Here is a 15,326-nt window from a genome sequence, read left to right on the forward strand (position 1 = left end):
CCGGCCTACTTAAAACCGTCCATGAGCCAACTCATGGCAGCATTACGCTTCACGCCCACACAGGGGCAGATTCAGCATGCAGGATTCAGCGAAGTACCTCATCCACGCAGAGATTCGCGCGAGCGGGGTGGTCGAACGGAGTGACGTCGTCGGAGCCATCTTCGGGCAGACCGAGGGGTTGCTCGGAAACGAACTCGACCTCCGGACGCTTCAGGACGCATCGAAAGTCGGCCGCATCGACGTCGAGATAGAGTCCGACGCCGGCCGCTCCTACGGGACCGTCACCATCGCCAGCGGCCTCGACAAGGCCGAGACGGCCGTTCTAGCCGCGGCACTGGAAACAATCGACCGGGTCGGTCCCTGTCGCGCCGAGTTCGAGGTGACGGACCTCGAAGACGCCCGCGCCGCCAAGCGCCGGGAGGTAGTCGACCGTGCGACGGACCTGCTGGCCGCCTTCGAGGAGACGGCGCTGTCCAGCCGCGAACTCGTCGAGGAGGTCCGCCAGAACATCCGCGTCGAAGACATCGGCGAGTACGAGGGCCTGCCGGCGGGGCCGCGGGTGACCGACAGCGACGCCATCATCGTCGTCGAGGGTCGCGCGGACGTGCTCACGCTGCTGCGCTACGGCATTAAAAACGCCGTGGCGGTCGAGGGGACTGACGTTCCCGAAGCGGTCGCGGAGCTGACCCGGGACCGGACGGTGACGACGTTCCTCGACGGCGACCGGGGCGGCGACCTCATCCTCCGGGAACTCGACCAGGTCGGCTCGGTCGACTACGTCACGTTCGCGCCCGCCGGCAAGTCCGTCGAGGACCTCTCGCGCGACGAGGTGCTGTCGGCGCTGCGCAAGAAGGCCCCCTACGACCAGTTGACGGGTCCCGGCTCCATCCGGGACGCCTTCGCCGGCGAGACACAACCGGCCGAGCGGCCGGCGGACCCGACCGACGACGCATCGACGGCCGCGGCCACCAGCCACGACGGCAGCGATGCCGTGACCGGTGACGCCGCCGACGAACTGGCAGCGCAGGCCGAAGCCGTGGTCGAGGCGGCGGCCGGCGAGGCTGAACCACCCGACGGGCAGGACGCGTCACCGGACGCGACGGCCACCGGAGCCGCCGACACCCCGGAAGCGGCCGCGGTCTCCGCGACCGCGGAGAGCACCGCCGCCGAGACCGGAGCGGAGACGGCCGAAGTGGACGCGGAAGCCACCGAGACGACAGCAGAGGCGGAGGTGGCCGAGGACGACGAGACGCACGACGAGGTGACGGACGACGAAGACGACGCGGACGACAGCCCGCCCACGAACCTGGCGGGCCACGTCGACGCGGTCGTCGACTCCGGGCAGGTCCGGTTGCTCGACGACGAGTGGGCAGTCCTCGCGGAGGCACCCGCCGACGACGCCTTCGACGCTATCGAGGCCGCCGACGCCGTCCCGGCGACGGTCGTCCTCGACGGCGACCTGAGTCAGCGCGTCCTCGACGTGGCGGCACAGCGGGGCGTCCCCGAAGTGGTCGCCACCGGCACCGGCGAGTTCGTCAAACAGCCCACGAGCGTCCGCGTCAGACTCACCGCCGAGGTCTGAGTCACACTCCGTTCTCGTCGAGTGACTGGCGAAGCAAGAGCCCGTCACCGCTCTCGAAGTGCCCGTCGAGACGCTCGTACGTCGCGAACCCGTGGCGGTCGTAGAACCGCCGCGCGCGCTCGTCTGCGGCCTGCACCGTCAGCCGCAGTTCCGCGTACCCCTCCGCAGCGAGGCGCTCGCGGAGCCACACGAGCAGTTCGGAGCCGTAGCCCTGGCCCTGCTCGTCGGGGTCGACGGCCAGTTCCGGGACGTAGGCGACGCCGTCGGTCTCCGCGACGACGATGGCGTAGCCGACTGGCTGCCCGCTGCCGAGGACGTACAGCGCCGGTGGACCCCGTGCGGCCGTCTCGAGCAGTTCCGGCCAGGGCTCCGCGAGCGCCGCCGACTGGATGGCCCGCAGCCGTGGCAGGTCGTCCGGTCGCCCCTCGCGTATCTCCGTCATCGTCACAGCGCGGTGAGGCCGAGCGCGACTGCCAGGACGCCGCCGGCGATGGCCGCGGCGAGCGTCGCGAGCAGGTTGACGCCCTGGTTCCCGCACAGCCACCCCTCGATGGTCGCCCCGAGCAGGCTGTCGACGGTCATCCCGACGACGCCCGCGGCGACGACGACGGCCGCGCCGGGGGGCTGGATGCTCTCGAAGCCGACCAGCGCGATGCCGGCGATGATGCCGGCACCGGCCAGGCCGGCCAGTTCGCCCTGCCAGGTCACCGCGCCGTCTGTCCCGGGTTCGACGACGCGAAAGGACGTGACCAGCCGGGGGTTGTCGAACAGGCCGCCGATTTCGCTGGAGAGCGTGTCGGCAAGCGCCGCGGCGACGGCCCCGGCGAAGGCGAACAGGAACAGCCGGTCCGGGAGGCCGAACTCCGGGCTGGCCGCGGCGGCGAGGACGGCCACCAGCGCGACCAGGGAGTTCGCGAGGACGTTGCTGGAGCCGCGGGCACCCTCGTTCTCCTCGGCGATGCCGCGGTCGGCCTTCTCGTCGTAGCGGTACTTCGCGGCCAGCCCGCCGATGCCGAAGAAGGCGATGAGCATGGCGAACCAGCCGTAGTCGCCCAGGACGATGGTGAGCAGGCCGAGCAACACGCCGGTCAACATTCCGGGCAGCGAGGCAGTCTCCAGCGCGTAGGAGACGTAGCCCAGCACGATGGTGACGGCCAGGGCGACGGCGATGCGCGTCGTCGTGATGTCCAGCGGGAAGCTGGAAAACAGCCACAGCAGGATGCCGACGACGGCCATCACCAGCGGGTCGTCGCGCTGGAAGAGGACCGCGCGGAGCAGCGCCGCCGTGAGCGCGCCGCTGGCCGCGAGGAAGGCGATGGTCGGCATCCCGGTCACGTCGCCGGTCACCTGCACCGTCACCAGCTGGCCCGCGGCGGCACCGACGAAGCCGGCGGTCACGAAGCCGGCGGTCGCGAGCACGCGCTCGGCGGTCCACAGGCGCGTGACCTGGGTGCCGAGGTTGCCGACGGCGACCAGCAGCACGGTCGCGACGTAGACGTGGTCGGGCATGCCAAAGCCTACGGTGAGGATGGCGAGGCCGGCGGCCGCGAGGGCGAACCCGGCGAGGCCGTACAGCTTCCCGTCGCGGTGGTCGCCGGGGCGGGCGAACAGTTCGAAGGCGACGCCGTCGTCGGAGACGGTGAGGGCGAACGCCGCGGCGGCGAGGAACGGGCCGGCGGCGGCGACGGTGGCGTAGGCCGGGTCGTCGACCGTCGCGACGACTGGGACGAGGAGTGCGAGACTCCCGACGAGCGTGAACGCCGCGGCCCGCCGGACTGTGGAGGTCACTACTCCGCGGGTATCACCGAGGCGCACTTATAGTTCCCGCTGTCGTCTCACCCCGAGGCGGCAGATTTAGGCCCCATCACCGGGAACGGCGGGTGTGGGCCTGTACGATACGTACCTCGCGACCCGCATCCGCCTCAGCGACGCCACCCTCCCCGAGACCGTCGCCGTCGTCGTCACGGAGCGCGACCTGCTGACCGACGGCGGGTACGGGACCCTCTCGGACCTTTTCTCGTGGGCGTTCGAGTACGGCGCGTCGAGCGTCGTCGTCTACGTCAGCGTCCTCGACGAGGAGGCCGTTCCCGCCCTTCGGGAGCGTCTGGAGTCGGTCGACGCACCCCGCTCGGTCGCCGTCCGCGGGCCGGACGACCGCGAGCGCGCCGACGCCCCGATTCAGGTCAGCATCGGCCTCGGCGGCAAACACGAGTTCGCCGCCGCGGTCCAGGGCATCGCCGAGGAGGTCGACTCGGGCGACCTCTCGCCGGCGGACATCTCCGAGTCCGACGTCGAGGAGCGACTGGTCTTCCCCATCGACCCCGACCTGGTCATCAAGACCGGCGACGAGCGGCTCTCGGATTTCATGATATGGCAGTCCGTCTACTCGGAACTGTACTTCACCGACGTGAACTGGCAGAATCTCCGCCGCCGGGACTACCTCCGGGCGCTCAGGGATTATCAGGACCGTCAGCGGAGATTCGGACGATAGTCCGAATCACGCCACGAGGGACGACGTGGCGGAGGTTTGGCCGTTAGGGCAAACGCCGGAAGACGAACAGTGTGAGTCTTCCGGAAGTTCGGACGTGAGTCCGAATGACGTCACGAGGGACGACGTGACGGAAGTTCGGCCGGTAGGGTGAATCGCGTCACTCGCTGCTACTGTTACCTTCGAGGGAAGCGCGAAGATCGCGGGCCTTCGAGAGGTTCCGGGTCTGGAGGACGAACCGCGGGTCGTCCGCGAACGCCCCGGACTCGAGCGTTCGCGCGAGGCCGCTGCTCATCGACGCCGAGAAGACGACTTCACCGTCGAGCACCGTCTGCAGGCAGTAGCCGGGGTCGTCCGGACGCTCCTCGTACCGGCAGGCCTGGATGCCCGCGGAACTGGTGAAGCCGAACTCGCGCATGGCGGTCGTGAAGTTCTCCGCCCCGCTTTCGGTGAGTCCGACCGGGACGGAGGGGGGTCGCCCGCCAGCACCTTCCTGAACGCGACCGACTGCGGCGACGTCGCGCTCGTCGAGGACCGTCGTCTCCCGGTGTTCCGTCCCGTTGCCGGTCTCGACGGGGTAGCTCGCGACTATCTCGACGTCGGCGTCGAGGCGTGTCGAGGTCTCTGTCGCGGTCGCTGCCGCGGTGGCGCTTGGCGTCCTCGTGGCTGTTCCCGTCCCGCCGTCGTTCCCGTCCGCGTTCCCTGTCGTCCCCTGCGACTCGCTACACCCTGCGACAGCACCGGCGACACCTCCGGCCAGGGTCGCGAGGAGTCGCCTGCGTGATACCGTCGAGGCTGGCATCGCATTTCTCTCCGGTGACCGGCGTGAAATGTCTTGTCACGCTCGCCCCGATTCAGGTGCCTGCGGTCGCGTTGACGGCGACCGCGCTGTCTGCGGCCGCCGGGAGGCTGATGGTCACGGACGTGTACGAGAAGCTCTTTTCGTACTCCACGGTTGCGTCGACGGTCCGGCCGTCGACGACCATCGGACGATGGACGGTCCCCGCTGCCCGGACCAGGCGGTCCGTGGACGGTCGAATCCAGACCGTGGCCTCGACCCGGTCGACGCCGCGGCGGTCGTCGAACCCGTAGAAGTCGTTCAGCGCGGCGACGTCGACGTCGAGCGCGAGCCGGTAGGCGTACCCGCCGCTGACTTGCTGTGTCCCGACTACGTCCGCGGTCGCGTGTTCGAGCATCACCCTGTGTGCCCCGAGTTCGTCGTGGCGGTTGAACCAGGCCGCCGGGTCGGTTGAGCTCTCGACGACCCACTCGGTGCCGCGGGTCGCCACGGAACCCGGGTCCCGCCGGTAGACGACGCCGTCGACGAGGTACGCCTCCGTCCGGCCGTCCTGTCCCAGGCTCGACGTCGTCCGCAGTTGCATCGCGGTCCGATTGACGCTCGTGGTGACGACGCCCCTCGTCGGCTGGTTCCCGTCCGCGCCGGCGACCGTGACGTCGACCGTTCCCGACACCCTGTAGGCGTCGACCGCCCGGAGTGTCTCCACGGCCGGTCCGACGACTTCCCCGGGGTCGGTGTTCACGGGCCTGATTTCGGGGGTTCCGATCCGCGGTCCGGACTGCCAGCGTTCCTCCGGGGAACTCGTCGCCGTCGCCGTCGGCGCCGGCGTCGGCGCGGTGCCGTCGGGCCCCTCGAACCCGGAACAGCCGGCCAGCGCGACCAGCAGCGCCGTGCAGACGAGCAGCAGCCGCTGTCCGCCGGGCCACCCCGCGTGTGGACCGTTCATCAATCCCACAGTTGGGCTTGCGGACACATATACTCCGTCACGCGTCCCCTTGGGGGCCGTCGTGGCCTCTGGGTCCGTCCGCGGCGGGTGGCCCCGAAGGCGTATTGGCGCGGCGACCCAACGTGTGCGCAATGGTGTCTATCGAAGGTTCGTGGACCCGGGCCGAGACCGAGCAGTTCCTCGACGCGGCGCTCGTCCCCGTCCGCCTGGGCTGTCACAACCCCGCCGGCGGGCTCTGGATGCTATCGCTGTGGTACCGGTACCGGGACGGCCAGATCCAGTGTGCCACCGCGAAGAGCGCCGACGTGGTCTCTTTCCTCCGGAAGAACGACGCCATCTGCTTCGAGGTGTCGACGAACATGCCGCCGTACATGGGCGTCCGCGGGGCCGGCCGGGCCGAAATCGAGGCCGACGGCGGCAAGGAAGCCCTCCGTGACCTCGTCGACCGGTACCTGGGCACGACCGAGGCCGAGATGGCGCAGTGGCTCCTGGCCGCGGACCGGGAAGAGGTGACAATCTCCATCGAACCGACGCGTCTCTACACCTGGGACTTCACGCCGCGGATGCGAAGCGTCGTCGAGGACTCGGCGGCCGGCAGACGCGGCGAACCCGCCTCGCCGAAGTACGAGTAGCTCAGTCCGCCGACGCTTCGAGGTCGGCGTCCTCGACCGGGTCCGCGTCCAGCGCGTCCCGCTCGCCGCTGGGCAGCGCGTCGCGGAACCGGTGGAGAATCCGCGTGGCCTCGGCGCACTCGGTGTGGCCCAGGGCGCGGACGAGCGCGAGCGCCCGCTGTGCGCGGGTGCGCCGCCAGGACTCCTCGCGGTTCTCGTAGGTGCGAATCGACCGCAGGAAGTCTATCTTCCGGAACTCCGGCCAGTAGGGCGCACAGAAGTAGACGGCGGCCTCGTTGCCGTTTGCCTGCCACGGGAGGAAGTTCGACGTGCGCTCGTTGCCGCCCGTGCGGACGATGAGGTCGACGTCCTGCGTCGGCCCGTCGTACAGCGCCTGCGAGACGGTTTCGTCGTCGACGGCATCGGGTTCGAGGTCGCCGTCGGCCACCTGCCGGGCGATGTCCCGGGCCGCGCCGAGCAGTTCCGCGCGGCCGCCGTAGGCCAGCGCGATGTTCAGGTGCAGGCGGTCGTAGCCGGCAGTCCGCCGGTCGGCGTACGCTGCGGCCTCCTGTACCCGCTCCGGCAGGCGGTCGAGTTCGCCGATGGCGCGGATGCGAACCTCGGCCTCGTGGACCCGGTCGGCGTCGGCGAACTCGTAGAGCTTGTCGGTCAGGAGGTCGAACAGGGACTCCCGCTCCGCCTCGGGGCGGTCGAAGTTCTCCGTCGAGAACGCGTACAGCGTGACCTCCTCGATGCCGAGTTCGTCGCTCCAGTGGAGTATCTGCTCGGTGGTCCGGGCGCCCTCGCGGTGTCCGTCCGTCTTGTCCTGGCCCCGCTGGCTGGCGTAACGGCGGTTTCCGTCCATGATGACGGCGACGTGAGAGGGCGTCTCCGAGAGTTCCCACTTCAGCACCCGCTCGTACGTCCGGTTCGCCAGCCGACGGAGCCGCGATAACATCATCAAAAGGCTATCAGTCTGCCGATAAGAGTCTTGTGGCTTCGGGCGGGGGCCGCCCCGTCCCCGAACCCGTAGAACTTTAATGCTCGCCCGTCGTCTGAGTAAGTGCAATGGCGAAAGGTACGGTTGACTTCTTCAACGACACCGGCGGTTACGGTTTCATCGAGACTGAGGACGCGGACGAGGACGTATTCTTCCACATGGAAGACGTTGGCGGCCCTGACCTCGAAGAGGGACAAGAAGTCGAGTTCGACATCGAAGAGGCAGAGAAAGGACCGCGCGCGACCAACGTTACGCGCCTGTAAGGCGGACGGCTGTTCTGGCTTGTCCGTTAGCTGGCGTCGGTAGCACCTGCGTTGTCGACGCCGCGAACACTACTACCGAGAGCTACGCGTCCGCGCAACCGTGAGGCGTATAATGCACCCCGAGAACCGCTACGTATGAGCGACATCGACCCGGATCTCCGGCAGCGGACCTGGCAACTGCTCCAGCCTGGCGAAATCGCACTCGACGGGCTGGTGGTCCACACCGACTTCGAGAGCAGCGCGGAGACACGGATGCACCAGGCGACGGTCGAAATCGGCGACCTCATCGCCGAGTACGCCGGCTTCGAGCCCACCGACACGTTCGTCTACTCGGGGACCGACGACACCGACTTCGCCTCGAACCAGCACCAGGGGCTGACACTCGACGACGAGTCGTTCGTCTGGGAGTGCCAGCAACTGCTCCGCGAGGGGACCTTCGACGTCGTGTTCTACTTCGAGTCGAGCGCCGACACGGAGGGGCTGCTCGCCGCCGTCCGCGACGCTGGCTACGAGGCCACGGGGGTCCGGGGAGACGCCGAGAGCCCCGGGTCGTCCGTCATCGAGTGAGCGACACAGCGACTCCCGCAGGGTGAATCTAGGCGAGCGATTTAAGTCACGTCCCGAGGGAGACCTGACAACAGTGGTACCCGCATGATTCCCCTCTTTCATGACTTCGGGGGCGAGACGGTGCTGGTCGTCGGCGGCGGCCCCGTCGGTGCCCGGAAGGCCCGCCGGTTCGCCCGGGAGGCCGAGGTCGTCGTCGTCAGCCCCGAGTTCGCCGACGCGGACTTCGGCGGCGCAGCGCGCGTCCGCGAGGCCGTCGACGCCGAGGCGGTCCCGGGGTGGCTGGAGCGAGCAGACCCCGTGCTCGTTGTCGCCGCGACGGACGACGCGGACGTAAACGCCGCCGTCGCGGCCGCAGCGCGCGAGCGAGGAATTCTCGTGAACCGGGCCGACGCCGACGGCGGCCGGGACGCCGGTAGCGTCGTCGTCCCCGCGACGGTGCGTGACGACCCAGTGGTCGTCGCCGTCTCGACGGGCGGCCGGAGCCCCGCTCTCAGCCGGTACCTCCGCGAGCAGATTGCGGACGTGGTCGACGGTGCCGGCGCGATGGCGGAGTTTGCGGGTGACCTCCGCGGGGAGCTCCGAGAGTCGTACGGCCCCGAAGACCGACGGGCGGCGCTCCGGGCGGTCGTGCGCGACGACGCGGTTTGGAAGGGTTTAGATACTCCCGGTACAAAGCCCCGACAGAGAGCATCGGACGTGATTTCGGACGTGACAGGTGATTCCTCGTGACAGTCGGAACAGGTGTCGTCACGGGCGTCAGTATCTCCCACGCTACTGCCTCCGTCGACGACCTCGAACGCGCGGCGGCCACGAGCCAGCGCGCAGCAGTCGCGACGCTGCTCGACGAGCCGACCGTCGAGGAGGCGTTCGTCCTGCAGACGTGCAACCGCGTCGAGGGCTACGTCGTCGCGGAAAGCCACGAAGCCGGACGGGAGGCACTCGGCGTCCTGACCGACGCCGTCGAGGCTGGAACCGTGGTCGAATTCGACCACGAGGAGAGCCTGCGCCACCTCCTGCGGGTGGCCGCCGGCCTCGAATCGCTCGTGCTCGGCGAGGACCAGATTCTCGGGCAGGTCCGCGACGCCTACGAGGACGCCCGCTCGGAGAGCGGCATCGGGCCGCTGCTCGAAGACGGCGTGACGAAGGCGATTCACGTCGGCGAGCGCGCGCGGACGGAGACGCGAATCAACGAGGGCGTCGTCTCGCTGGCGAGCGCGGCGGTCCAGTTGCTCGACGACGAGTGCGACCTCCGCGGCGCGACGGGCCTTGTCGTCGGTGCCGGCGAGATGGGGACGCTGGCCGCGAAGTCGCTGGCCGAGCGCCTCGACCACCTCATCGTGGCGAACCGGACGGTCCCCCACGCCCAGCACGTCGTGCGGATGGTCGACACCGAGGCGAGTGCCGTCGCGCTCAACGCACTGCCGGCAGCAGTCGAGGAGGCGGACGTCATCGTCTCTGCGACGGGGAGTCCGGACGCGATTTTCGACGTGGAGACGCTGGAAGCCGCCGGCGAGACGTTCCTCGTCGACATCGCCCAGCCGCGGGACGTGCCGCCGGCCGCCGAGGCCATCGACGGGCTGACGGTCTACGACCTGGACAGGCTGGAGGCGGTCACCGACAAGACCCGACGCCAGCGCGAGCGGGCCGCCGAGGCCGTCGAGCGCATCGTCGACGAGGAGTTCGAGCGCCTGCTCGTCCAGTACAAGCGCAAGCGCGCCGACCGCGTCATCTCGGCGATGTACGAGAGCGCCGAGCGGGTGAAGGCACAGGAGGTCGGCACCGCGCTGGGGAAACTCGACCTGGACGAGGAGGGCGAGGCAATCGTGGAGTCGATGGCCGACGCCATCGTCTCGCAGTTGCTCGCCGCGCCGACCACCAGCCTGCGCGACGCCGCCGAGGTCGACGACTGGGAGACCATCCAGACGGCGCTGGAACTGTTCGACCCGAACTTCGGCCCCGAGTCGCCCCCGCCGGAGTTCGTCGCCAGCGTGGGCTCCGAGGACATCCCCGAGGAGATGCGCGAGGAGATGCCCGCGGCGGTCCTCGACCAACTGGACGACTAACGGACGACTGACGACAACCGTTCTGCGCCCACCTCTCGGCATCCGGCAACTACGGCTTTCAGGCTGTGTGTGGTACTCTCTCACTACCCGGCGGCAAGCCGGGAGACAGCTATGACACTCGAGACACTCGCACGCGGACGGGAGGAACTGGTAACGGCAGAGCCGTCGACGACAGCGGCGGACCTGGCGGACCTGATGGAGGCCAACAAGGTCGGAAGCGTGGTCGTCGAGGAGGGGGACAGGCCCATCGGCATCGTCACCGACCGCGACCTCGCCATCGGTATCGTCGGCGGCCGACGGTCACCCACCGAGACGACGGCGCGGGACCTGATGACCGGCGACCTGGTGACGGCGGACGTCTCGGAGGGGGTCTTCGAGGTGTGCCAGAAGATGAGCGAGCACGGCATCAGGCGGATGCCGGTCATGGACGACGGCCGGCTCGTCGGCATCCTGACGCTGGACGACCTGGTGGTCCTGCTGGAGGACGAGATGGGCGAGATATCGTCGGTCATCGAGGCCGAATCCCCGCCACACCAGTCCTGAGCGGCGCGAGCGACCCCACCCAAACTATCTTCGGGCTGCCGACCCTGGATAGAGACATGGCAGACACGCTCACCGACGACGAGATAGCGACACAGCTACCCGATGAGTGGAACCGCGAGGGCGACGAGATAGTCCGGGTCTACGAGTTCGACTCCTACCTGGACGGACTGGGCTTTCTCTCGGGGGCCGGCGGCCTCGCCGAGGACGCCTGGCACCACCCCGAAATGACCATCACCTGGGGCGAGGTGGAGGTCCGCCTGACGACCCACGACGCCGGCGGCATCACCGAGAAGGATATCGACCTCGCACAGCGACTCGACGACATCTACGAGTGACCGCTTGACTCCGCTCGCGCGCCAACTCACCGGCGATATTCACCGGAAAGTACTTACCTGCCAGCGGCGTAGCTGCGTAATCCGATGACCGGTCGCGACTACGACTTCTGGCTGCTCGACCTCGACGGAACGGTCGTCGACATCGAACAGCCGTACATCCACGAGGTCATGGGCGAGGTCGGGGACCGACTGGGCCACGGCTTCACCGATTACGAGGCAGAACTGCTCTGGTACGGCATCGGCAACGCCCGCGAGGAGATTCTGGGCGGTGCCGGCATCGACCCCGGTGATTTCTGGGACACGTTCCACGCCGTCGAGGAGCCGGTCAGCCGCGCCGCGGCGACGTACGTCTACGACGACGCCGCGGCGTTCGTCCAGGGCCTGGAGACGCCGGTGGGCGTCGTCACCCACTGCCAGGAGTACCTGACAGGGCCGGTCCTGGAGCAACTGGACATCGCCGACTGGTTCGACACAGTGGTCTGTTGCTCGGAGGAGACGGGCTGGAAGCCTGACCCGACGCCGGTCGAACTGGCGATGAGCGAGCTGGGCGTCGGCGGCAACGGCCACGCTGGTGCGATGGCGGGCGACGACCCGGCCGACGTGCAGGCGGCCCACAACGCCGGTCTGGACGGCATCCACGTCTCCCGGCCGAACCGCAACTGGGCCGGCAAGCGCGTGCTGGGCGACCGGCGGGTGGCCGAACTGACCGACCTCAGCGTCTGAGCGACGGCGCGTCCACGGGTCCCAGCCGATGGCGTATCGGGGGCTTTTTCGCCTGTCCGCTCCAACGACATTGCATGTCCGCGCTCCGTGACGCGTTGCGTGACTTGCCCGACACCGTGTACGCCGACCTGCTGGAGAGTGAGGACGCCTACCTGCTGGTCATCGACCTCCCGGGGACGACTGGCCAGACGGTCGACGCGCGCGTCGAAGGTGGCAGACTCGTGCTGGAGGCGCGCCGCGAGAAGGACGTCCCCCCGGAGTTCCGCTACGTCAGCGAGGACCGCTCGCTGTTCCTGGACGCCGAACTCCCCCTCCCTCTTGACGCCACCGGTGCCGACGCCGAGGGCAGCGTCGAGCGTGGCGTCCTCGAACTCCGCCTGCCGAAGCAGTCGGCCGCCCCGGCGACGACAATTCCGATAGATGACTGAGGTGCCACGGTGAATCTCCGCGCGTACTGGCGGTTCGTCGTCGTCGCCTACCAGTTCCTGCCGCTCATCGTCGCCTACGCCCGGGACCGCCGTCGGTTCATCCTGTTCGGTTCCTCGCGCGACGTCTCCTCCGACACGCGCCACCGCCGCGCGACCTCGCTTCTGGACTCGATGCTGACGCTCGGACCCACGTTCATCAAACTCGGCCAACTGCTGTCGACCCGCCCCGACGTGCTCCCGCCGGAGTACATCGACGAGTTCGCCAAACTGCAGGACAGCGTCCCGCCGGCCGAGTGGGACGACGCGCGCGTCGTCCTCGAAGAGGAACTGGGGGCGGTCGGCGACCGGTTCACCGAGTTCGACACCGACGCTATCAGCGGCGCGAGCCTCGGACAGGTCTACTACGCCGAGATAGACGGCCAGCAGGTCGCGGTGAAGGTCCGCCGGCCCGGCGTCAAGGAACTGGTCGAGGCCGACCTGAAGGTCATCCGCTGGTCGCTGCCGCTGCTCATCCGCTTCGTCGGCGACGCGCAGGCGTTCTCTCTGGAGACGCTGGCCGACGAGTTCGACCGCACCATCCGCCAGGAGATGGACTACAACCGCGAGGCGCGGATGCTCAACGAGATCAAGGGGAACTTCCGGGACCACGAGGACATCCGTATCCCGTCGGTCATCGGCACCCATTCGACGGGCCGGGTGCTGACTATGGAGTACGTCCCCGGGACGAAGATATCCGACGTCGAGGAACTGGACGAACTCCACGTCGACCGCTCGGCGCTGGCCGAGACGCTCCAGCGGGCCTACCTCGACATGATCGTCCAGGACGGCGTGTTCCACGCCGACCCCCACCCCGGCAACCTCGCCGTCCAGGACGACGGGACGCTCGTGTTCTACGACTTCGGGATGAGCGGCTACGTCGACCCGTTCATCCAGAACAAGATCGTCGACTTCTACGCCGCCGTCGCCGCCCAGGACATCGACGCTATCCTCGACACACTCATCGAGATGGGGACGCTCTCGCCGGAGGCCGACCGGCAGGTGATGAGCGACGTGATGGAACTTGCAATCGCCGACGCCCGCGGCGAGGACGTCGAGCAGTACCGCGTCCAGCAGATCGTCCAGCAGGTCGAGGACACCATCTACGAGTTCCCGCTGCGCCTGCCGTCGAATCTCGCGCTCGTCCTCCGGGTGGCGACGGTGGTCGAGGGCGTCTGCGTGACGCTGGACCCCGACTTCGACTTCATCTCGGTGGCGACGAACTACCTCCGCGAGAACGGCTTCATCGAGGAGGGCGTCCGGGACTTCGTCGAGGACCGCGTCCAGGAGGGCCGCGACGCCGTCGAGTCCTCGGTCAGGATTCCCCCGAAGATAGAGGACGCCCTCGACCGGGTCGAGCGCGAGGACTTCCACATCCGGGCGGACATCGAGGACTCCGAGCACGTCCTCGACCGCCTGGGGAGGCGTCTCGTCCTGGGACTCGCACTCGCTGCCGGGGGCATCTCGACGGCGATGCTGTACTCCTTCCGCCCGAACCAGACCGTCGCTATCGTCGTCGCCGGCGGGCTGACGGTGCTCGTCGGCTTCCTCCTGTACCGCTCGTTCCGGAAGCGCCGCGGTATCAGGGCGACCCCGCAGTTCACCCGGCAGAACCTGCGCGAGCGCGAGGAGCAGGAGGGGGCAAGCGGCGCGCTGGGCTTTGGCGACGCCGCGGTCCAGCCCTCGCCGGAGGAATCCGACGAAGAGACCTGACCCCGCGCCATTCCAAACCGTTTATACTCGCAGGTGGATAATCCGGGCACATGCCACGACAGCAGACGGAAGTTCGGGACCTCGACGAGGGGAGCTACGTGATGATCGACGACACTCCCTGCAAGATCACCTCCTACTCGACGGCCAAGCCGGGCAAGCACGGCAGCGCGAAGGCCCGCATCGACGCCAAGGGCGTCTTCGACGGCAAGAAGCGCTCGCTGTCCCAGCCCGTCGACGCGAAAATCTGGGTCCCAATCATCAACCGCAAGCAGGGTCAGGTCATCGACGTCCGCGACGGCGAGGTGCAGGTCATGGACCTGGAGACCTACGACAACTTCGTGATGCGCGCCGGCGACGAGAACCTCTCCGCGGACGACGAAATCGAGTTCCTCGAATACGAGGAGCAGCGCAAAATCGTCTGATGTTCCCCGGCGCCGCGGCCGACCGTGCCGAGGCCGACTACGCCGTCGTCGGGGCTCCGCTCGACGCCTCGACGACGTTCCAGCCCGGCACCCGTTTCGGACCGCGCCGCGTCCGCCACCTCTCTGAATCCTTCGAGGATTACGACCACCACACCGGTCGGCACTTCTCCTCGCTCGCCGTCCACGACCACGGCGACGTCCGCCCCGGCGACGACGCCGCCGAGTATCTGGACTTTCTCGCAGGTGCCATCCGGGACTATCGCGACGAGGACACGCTCCCGCTGGTCGTCGGCGGCGAGCACACCGTCTCGCTCGCGCCGGTCCGCGCGCTCGACCCGGACGTGTTCGTCTGTCTCGACGCCCACCTGGACCTCCGCGAATCCTACGCCGGCAACCCGTTGAGCCACGCGACAGTCACACGGCACGCGCTCGACCACGCCGACGAGGCCGTCGTCCTCGGCGCGCGCTCCGGCTGTGAGGCCGAGTGGGAACGCGCCGACGCAGCGGACGTGACGGTCGTCCCACCCCGGAAAGTACCTTCGTGGGAACCGGAGTTCGGAGGTCGGGACGTGTACCTGAGCGTCGACGTCGACGCCGCAGACCCCGGCTTCGCACCGGGCACGGGGACGCCGGAGCCGTTCGGACTCGACCCGTCGACGATGCACGACGTGGTGCGCGCGGTGGCCCCGGACGCCGTCGGCTTCGACGTGGTGGAGGTCAACGACCGCGACGACGGCCAGGCGGCGACGCTGGCCGCGAAACTCCTCCGGGCGTTCGTCTACGCGCACGCCGACGGCTGACCTGCCG

19 protein-coding genes are annotated in these 15,326 nt (G+C 68.9%); 14 read left to right on the forward strand and 5 right to left on the reverse strand.

All coding sequences use genetic code 11. The features are described 5' to 3' along the window. Nucleotides 1–76: 76 nt before the first annotated feature. Nucleotides 77–1,582, forward strand: a complete 1,506-nt coding sequence (dnaG, locus tag WDJ57_RS17695) for a DNA primase DnaG (protein ID WP_338902254.1) — start codon at nucleotides 77–79, stop codon at nucleotides 1,580–1,582. A gap of 1 nt (nucleotide 1,583) precedes the next feature. Here the strand turns inward: dnaG and WDJ57_RS17700 are convergent, their stop codons facing one another. Both WDJ57_RS17700 and WDJ57_RS17705 read right to left on the reverse strand, forming a co-directional pair. Next, on the reverse strand, nucleotides 1,584–2,024 hold the full coding sequence (locus tag WDJ57_RS17700; RefSeq protein WP_338902255.1) for a GNAT family N-acetyltransferase: 441 nt from the start codon (nucleotides 2,022–2,024) through the stop codon (nucleotides 1,584–1,586). Nucleotides 2,025–2,026: 2 nt separating this feature from the next. Continuing rightward, nucleotides 2,027–3,370, reverse strand: a complete 1,344-nt coding sequence (locus tag WDJ57_RS17705) for a DUF92 domain-containing protein (protein ID WP_338902256.1) — start codon at nucleotides 3,368–3,370, stop codon at nucleotides 2,027–2,029. Between the two features lie 94 nt (nucleotides 3,371–3,464). Between WDJ57_RS17705 and WDJ57_RS17710 the strand changes: the two genes are divergently transcribed. Beyond that, entirely contained in the window at nucleotides 3,465–4,073 is a 609-nt protein-coding gene (locus tag WDJ57_RS17710) for an undecaprenyl diphosphate synthase family protein (RefSeq protein WP_338902257.1), read from the forward strand. A 157-nt stretch (nucleotides 4,074–4,230) separates the two neighbouring features. On the opposite strand, the gene WDJ57_RS17715 is transcribed toward WDJ57_RS17710, so the two are convergent. Then, a complete protein-coding gene (locus tag WDJ57_RS17715; protein ID WP_338902258.1) occupies nucleotides 4,231–4,872 on the reverse strand; it encodes a hypothetical protein in 642 nt (213 codons plus the stop codon). A 52-nt stretch (nucleotides 4,873–4,924) separates the two neighbouring features. Further along, nucleotides 4,925–5,815 carry a hypothetical protein gene (locus tag WDJ57_RS17720; RefSeq protein WP_338902259.1) on the reverse strand — a complete coding sequence of 297 codons (891 nt, stop codon included), beginning with the start codon at nucleotides 5,813–5,815 and terminating at the stop codon, nucleotides 4,925–4,927. Nucleotides 5,816–5,946: 131 nt separating this feature from the next. Between WDJ57_RS17720 and WDJ57_RS17725 the strand changes: the two genes are divergently transcribed. After that, the gene (locus WDJ57_RS17725; protein WP_338902260.1) at nucleotides 5,947–6,447 is read left to right on the forward strand and encodes a pyridoxamine 5'-phosphate oxidase family protein; all 501 of its coding nucleotides are present in this window, start codon (nucleotides 5,947–5,949) and stop codon (nucleotides 6,445–6,447) included. A 1-nt stretch (nucleotide 6,448) separates the two neighbouring features. On the opposite strand, the gene uppS is transcribed toward WDJ57_RS17725, so the two are convergent. After that, nucleotides 6,449–7,384: a polyprenyl diphosphate synthase gene (gene uppS, locus WDJ57_RS17730; protein ID WP_338902261.1), complete on the reverse strand. Its 936-nt coding sequence runs from the start codon at nucleotides 7,382–7,384 to the stop codon at nucleotides 6,449–6,451. A 110-nt stretch (nucleotides 7,385–7,494) separates the two neighbouring features. Between uppS and WDJ57_RS17735 the strand changes: the two genes are divergently transcribed. The 11 genes from WDJ57_RS17735 to speB all read left to right on the forward strand — a co-directional run bounded on the left by WDJ57_RS17735 (nucleotide 7,495) and on the right by speB (nucleotide 15,319). Continuing rightward, complete coding sequence (locus WDJ57_RS17735) at nucleotides 7,495–7,689, forward strand: cold-shock protein (protein WP_338902262.1); 195 nt, start codon at nucleotides 7,495–7,497, stop codon at nucleotides 7,687–7,689. A gap of 135 nt (nucleotides 7,690–7,824) precedes the next feature. Beyond that, nucleotides 7,825–8,256, forward strand: coding sequence for a DUF5778 family protein (locus WDJ57_RS17740; protein WP_338902263.1), 432 nt, complete (start codon nucleotides 7,825–7,827; stop codon nucleotides 8,254–8,256). 84 nt (nucleotides 8,257–8,340) lie between these two features. Continuing rightward, entirely contained in the window at nucleotides 8,341–8,985 is a 645-nt protein-coding gene (locus WDJ57_RS17745; RefSeq protein WP_338902264.1) for a precorrin-2 dehydrogenase/sirohydrochlorin ferrochelatase family protein, read from the forward strand. Then, nucleotides 8,982–10,319, forward strand: a complete 1,338-nt coding sequence (gene hemA / locus WDJ57_RS17750; protein WP_338902265.1) for a glutamyl-tRNA reductase — start codon at nucleotides 8,982–8,984, stop codon at nucleotides 10,317–10,319. The genes WDJ57_RS17745 and hemA overlap by 4 nt, the downstream gene beginning before the upstream one ends. A gap of 111 nt (nucleotides 10,320–10,430) precedes the next feature. Then, entirely contained in the window at nucleotides 10,431–10,862 is a 432-nt protein-coding gene (locus WDJ57_RS17755; protein WP_338902266.1) for a CBS domain-containing protein, read from the forward strand. Nucleotides 10,863–10,918: 56 nt separating this feature from the next. Continuing rightward, nucleotides 10,919–11,197, forward strand: a complete 279-nt coding sequence (locus WDJ57_RS17760) for a 4a-hydroxytetrahydrobiopterin dehydratase (protein ID WP_338902267.1) — start codon at nucleotides 10,919–10,921, stop codon at nucleotides 11,195–11,197. A gap of 84 nt (nucleotides 11,198–11,281) precedes the next feature. Continuing rightward, nucleotides 11,282–11,920, forward strand: coding sequence for an HAD family hydrolase (locus WDJ57_RS17765; RefSeq protein ID WP_338902268.1), 639 nt, complete (start codon nucleotides 11,282–11,284; stop codon nucleotides 11,918–11,920). A gap of 74 nt (nucleotides 11,921–11,994) precedes the next feature. After that, nucleotides 11,995–12,348: an Hsp20/alpha crystallin family protein gene (locus WDJ57_RS17770; RefSeq protein ID WP_338902269.1), complete on the forward strand. Its 354-nt coding sequence runs from the start codon at nucleotides 11,995–11,997 to the stop codon at nucleotides 12,346–12,348. 9 nt (nucleotides 12,349–12,357) lie between these two features. Beyond that, on the forward strand, nucleotides 12,358–14,097 hold the full coding sequence (locus tag WDJ57_RS17775) for an ABC1 kinase family protein (protein ID WP_338902270.1): 1,740 nt from the start codon (nucleotides 12,358–12,360) through the stop codon (nucleotides 14,095–14,097). A gap of 50 nt (nucleotides 14,098–14,147) precedes the next feature. After that, nucleotides 14,148–14,519 (forward strand): translation initiation factor IF-5A, encoded by a 372-nt coding sequence (locus WDJ57_RS17780; protein ID WP_338902272.1) that lies wholly within the window; start codon nucleotides 14,148–14,150, stop codon nucleotides 14,517–14,519. Next, complete coding sequence (speB, locus tag WDJ57_RS17785) at nucleotides 14,519–15,319, forward strand: agmatinase (protein ID WP_338902273.1); 801 nt, start codon at nucleotides 14,519–14,521, stop codon at nucleotides 15,317–15,319. Before WDJ57_RS17780 ends, speB begins: the two co-directional genes overlap by 1 nt. Nucleotides 15,320–15,326 lie beyond the last annotated feature (7 nt).

It is taken from the genome of Salinibaculum sp. SYNS191 (assembly GCF_037338445.1).
Taxonomy (GTDB): Archaea; Halobacteriota; Halobacteria; order Halobacteriales; family Haloarculaceae; genus Salinibaculum; species Salinibaculum marinum.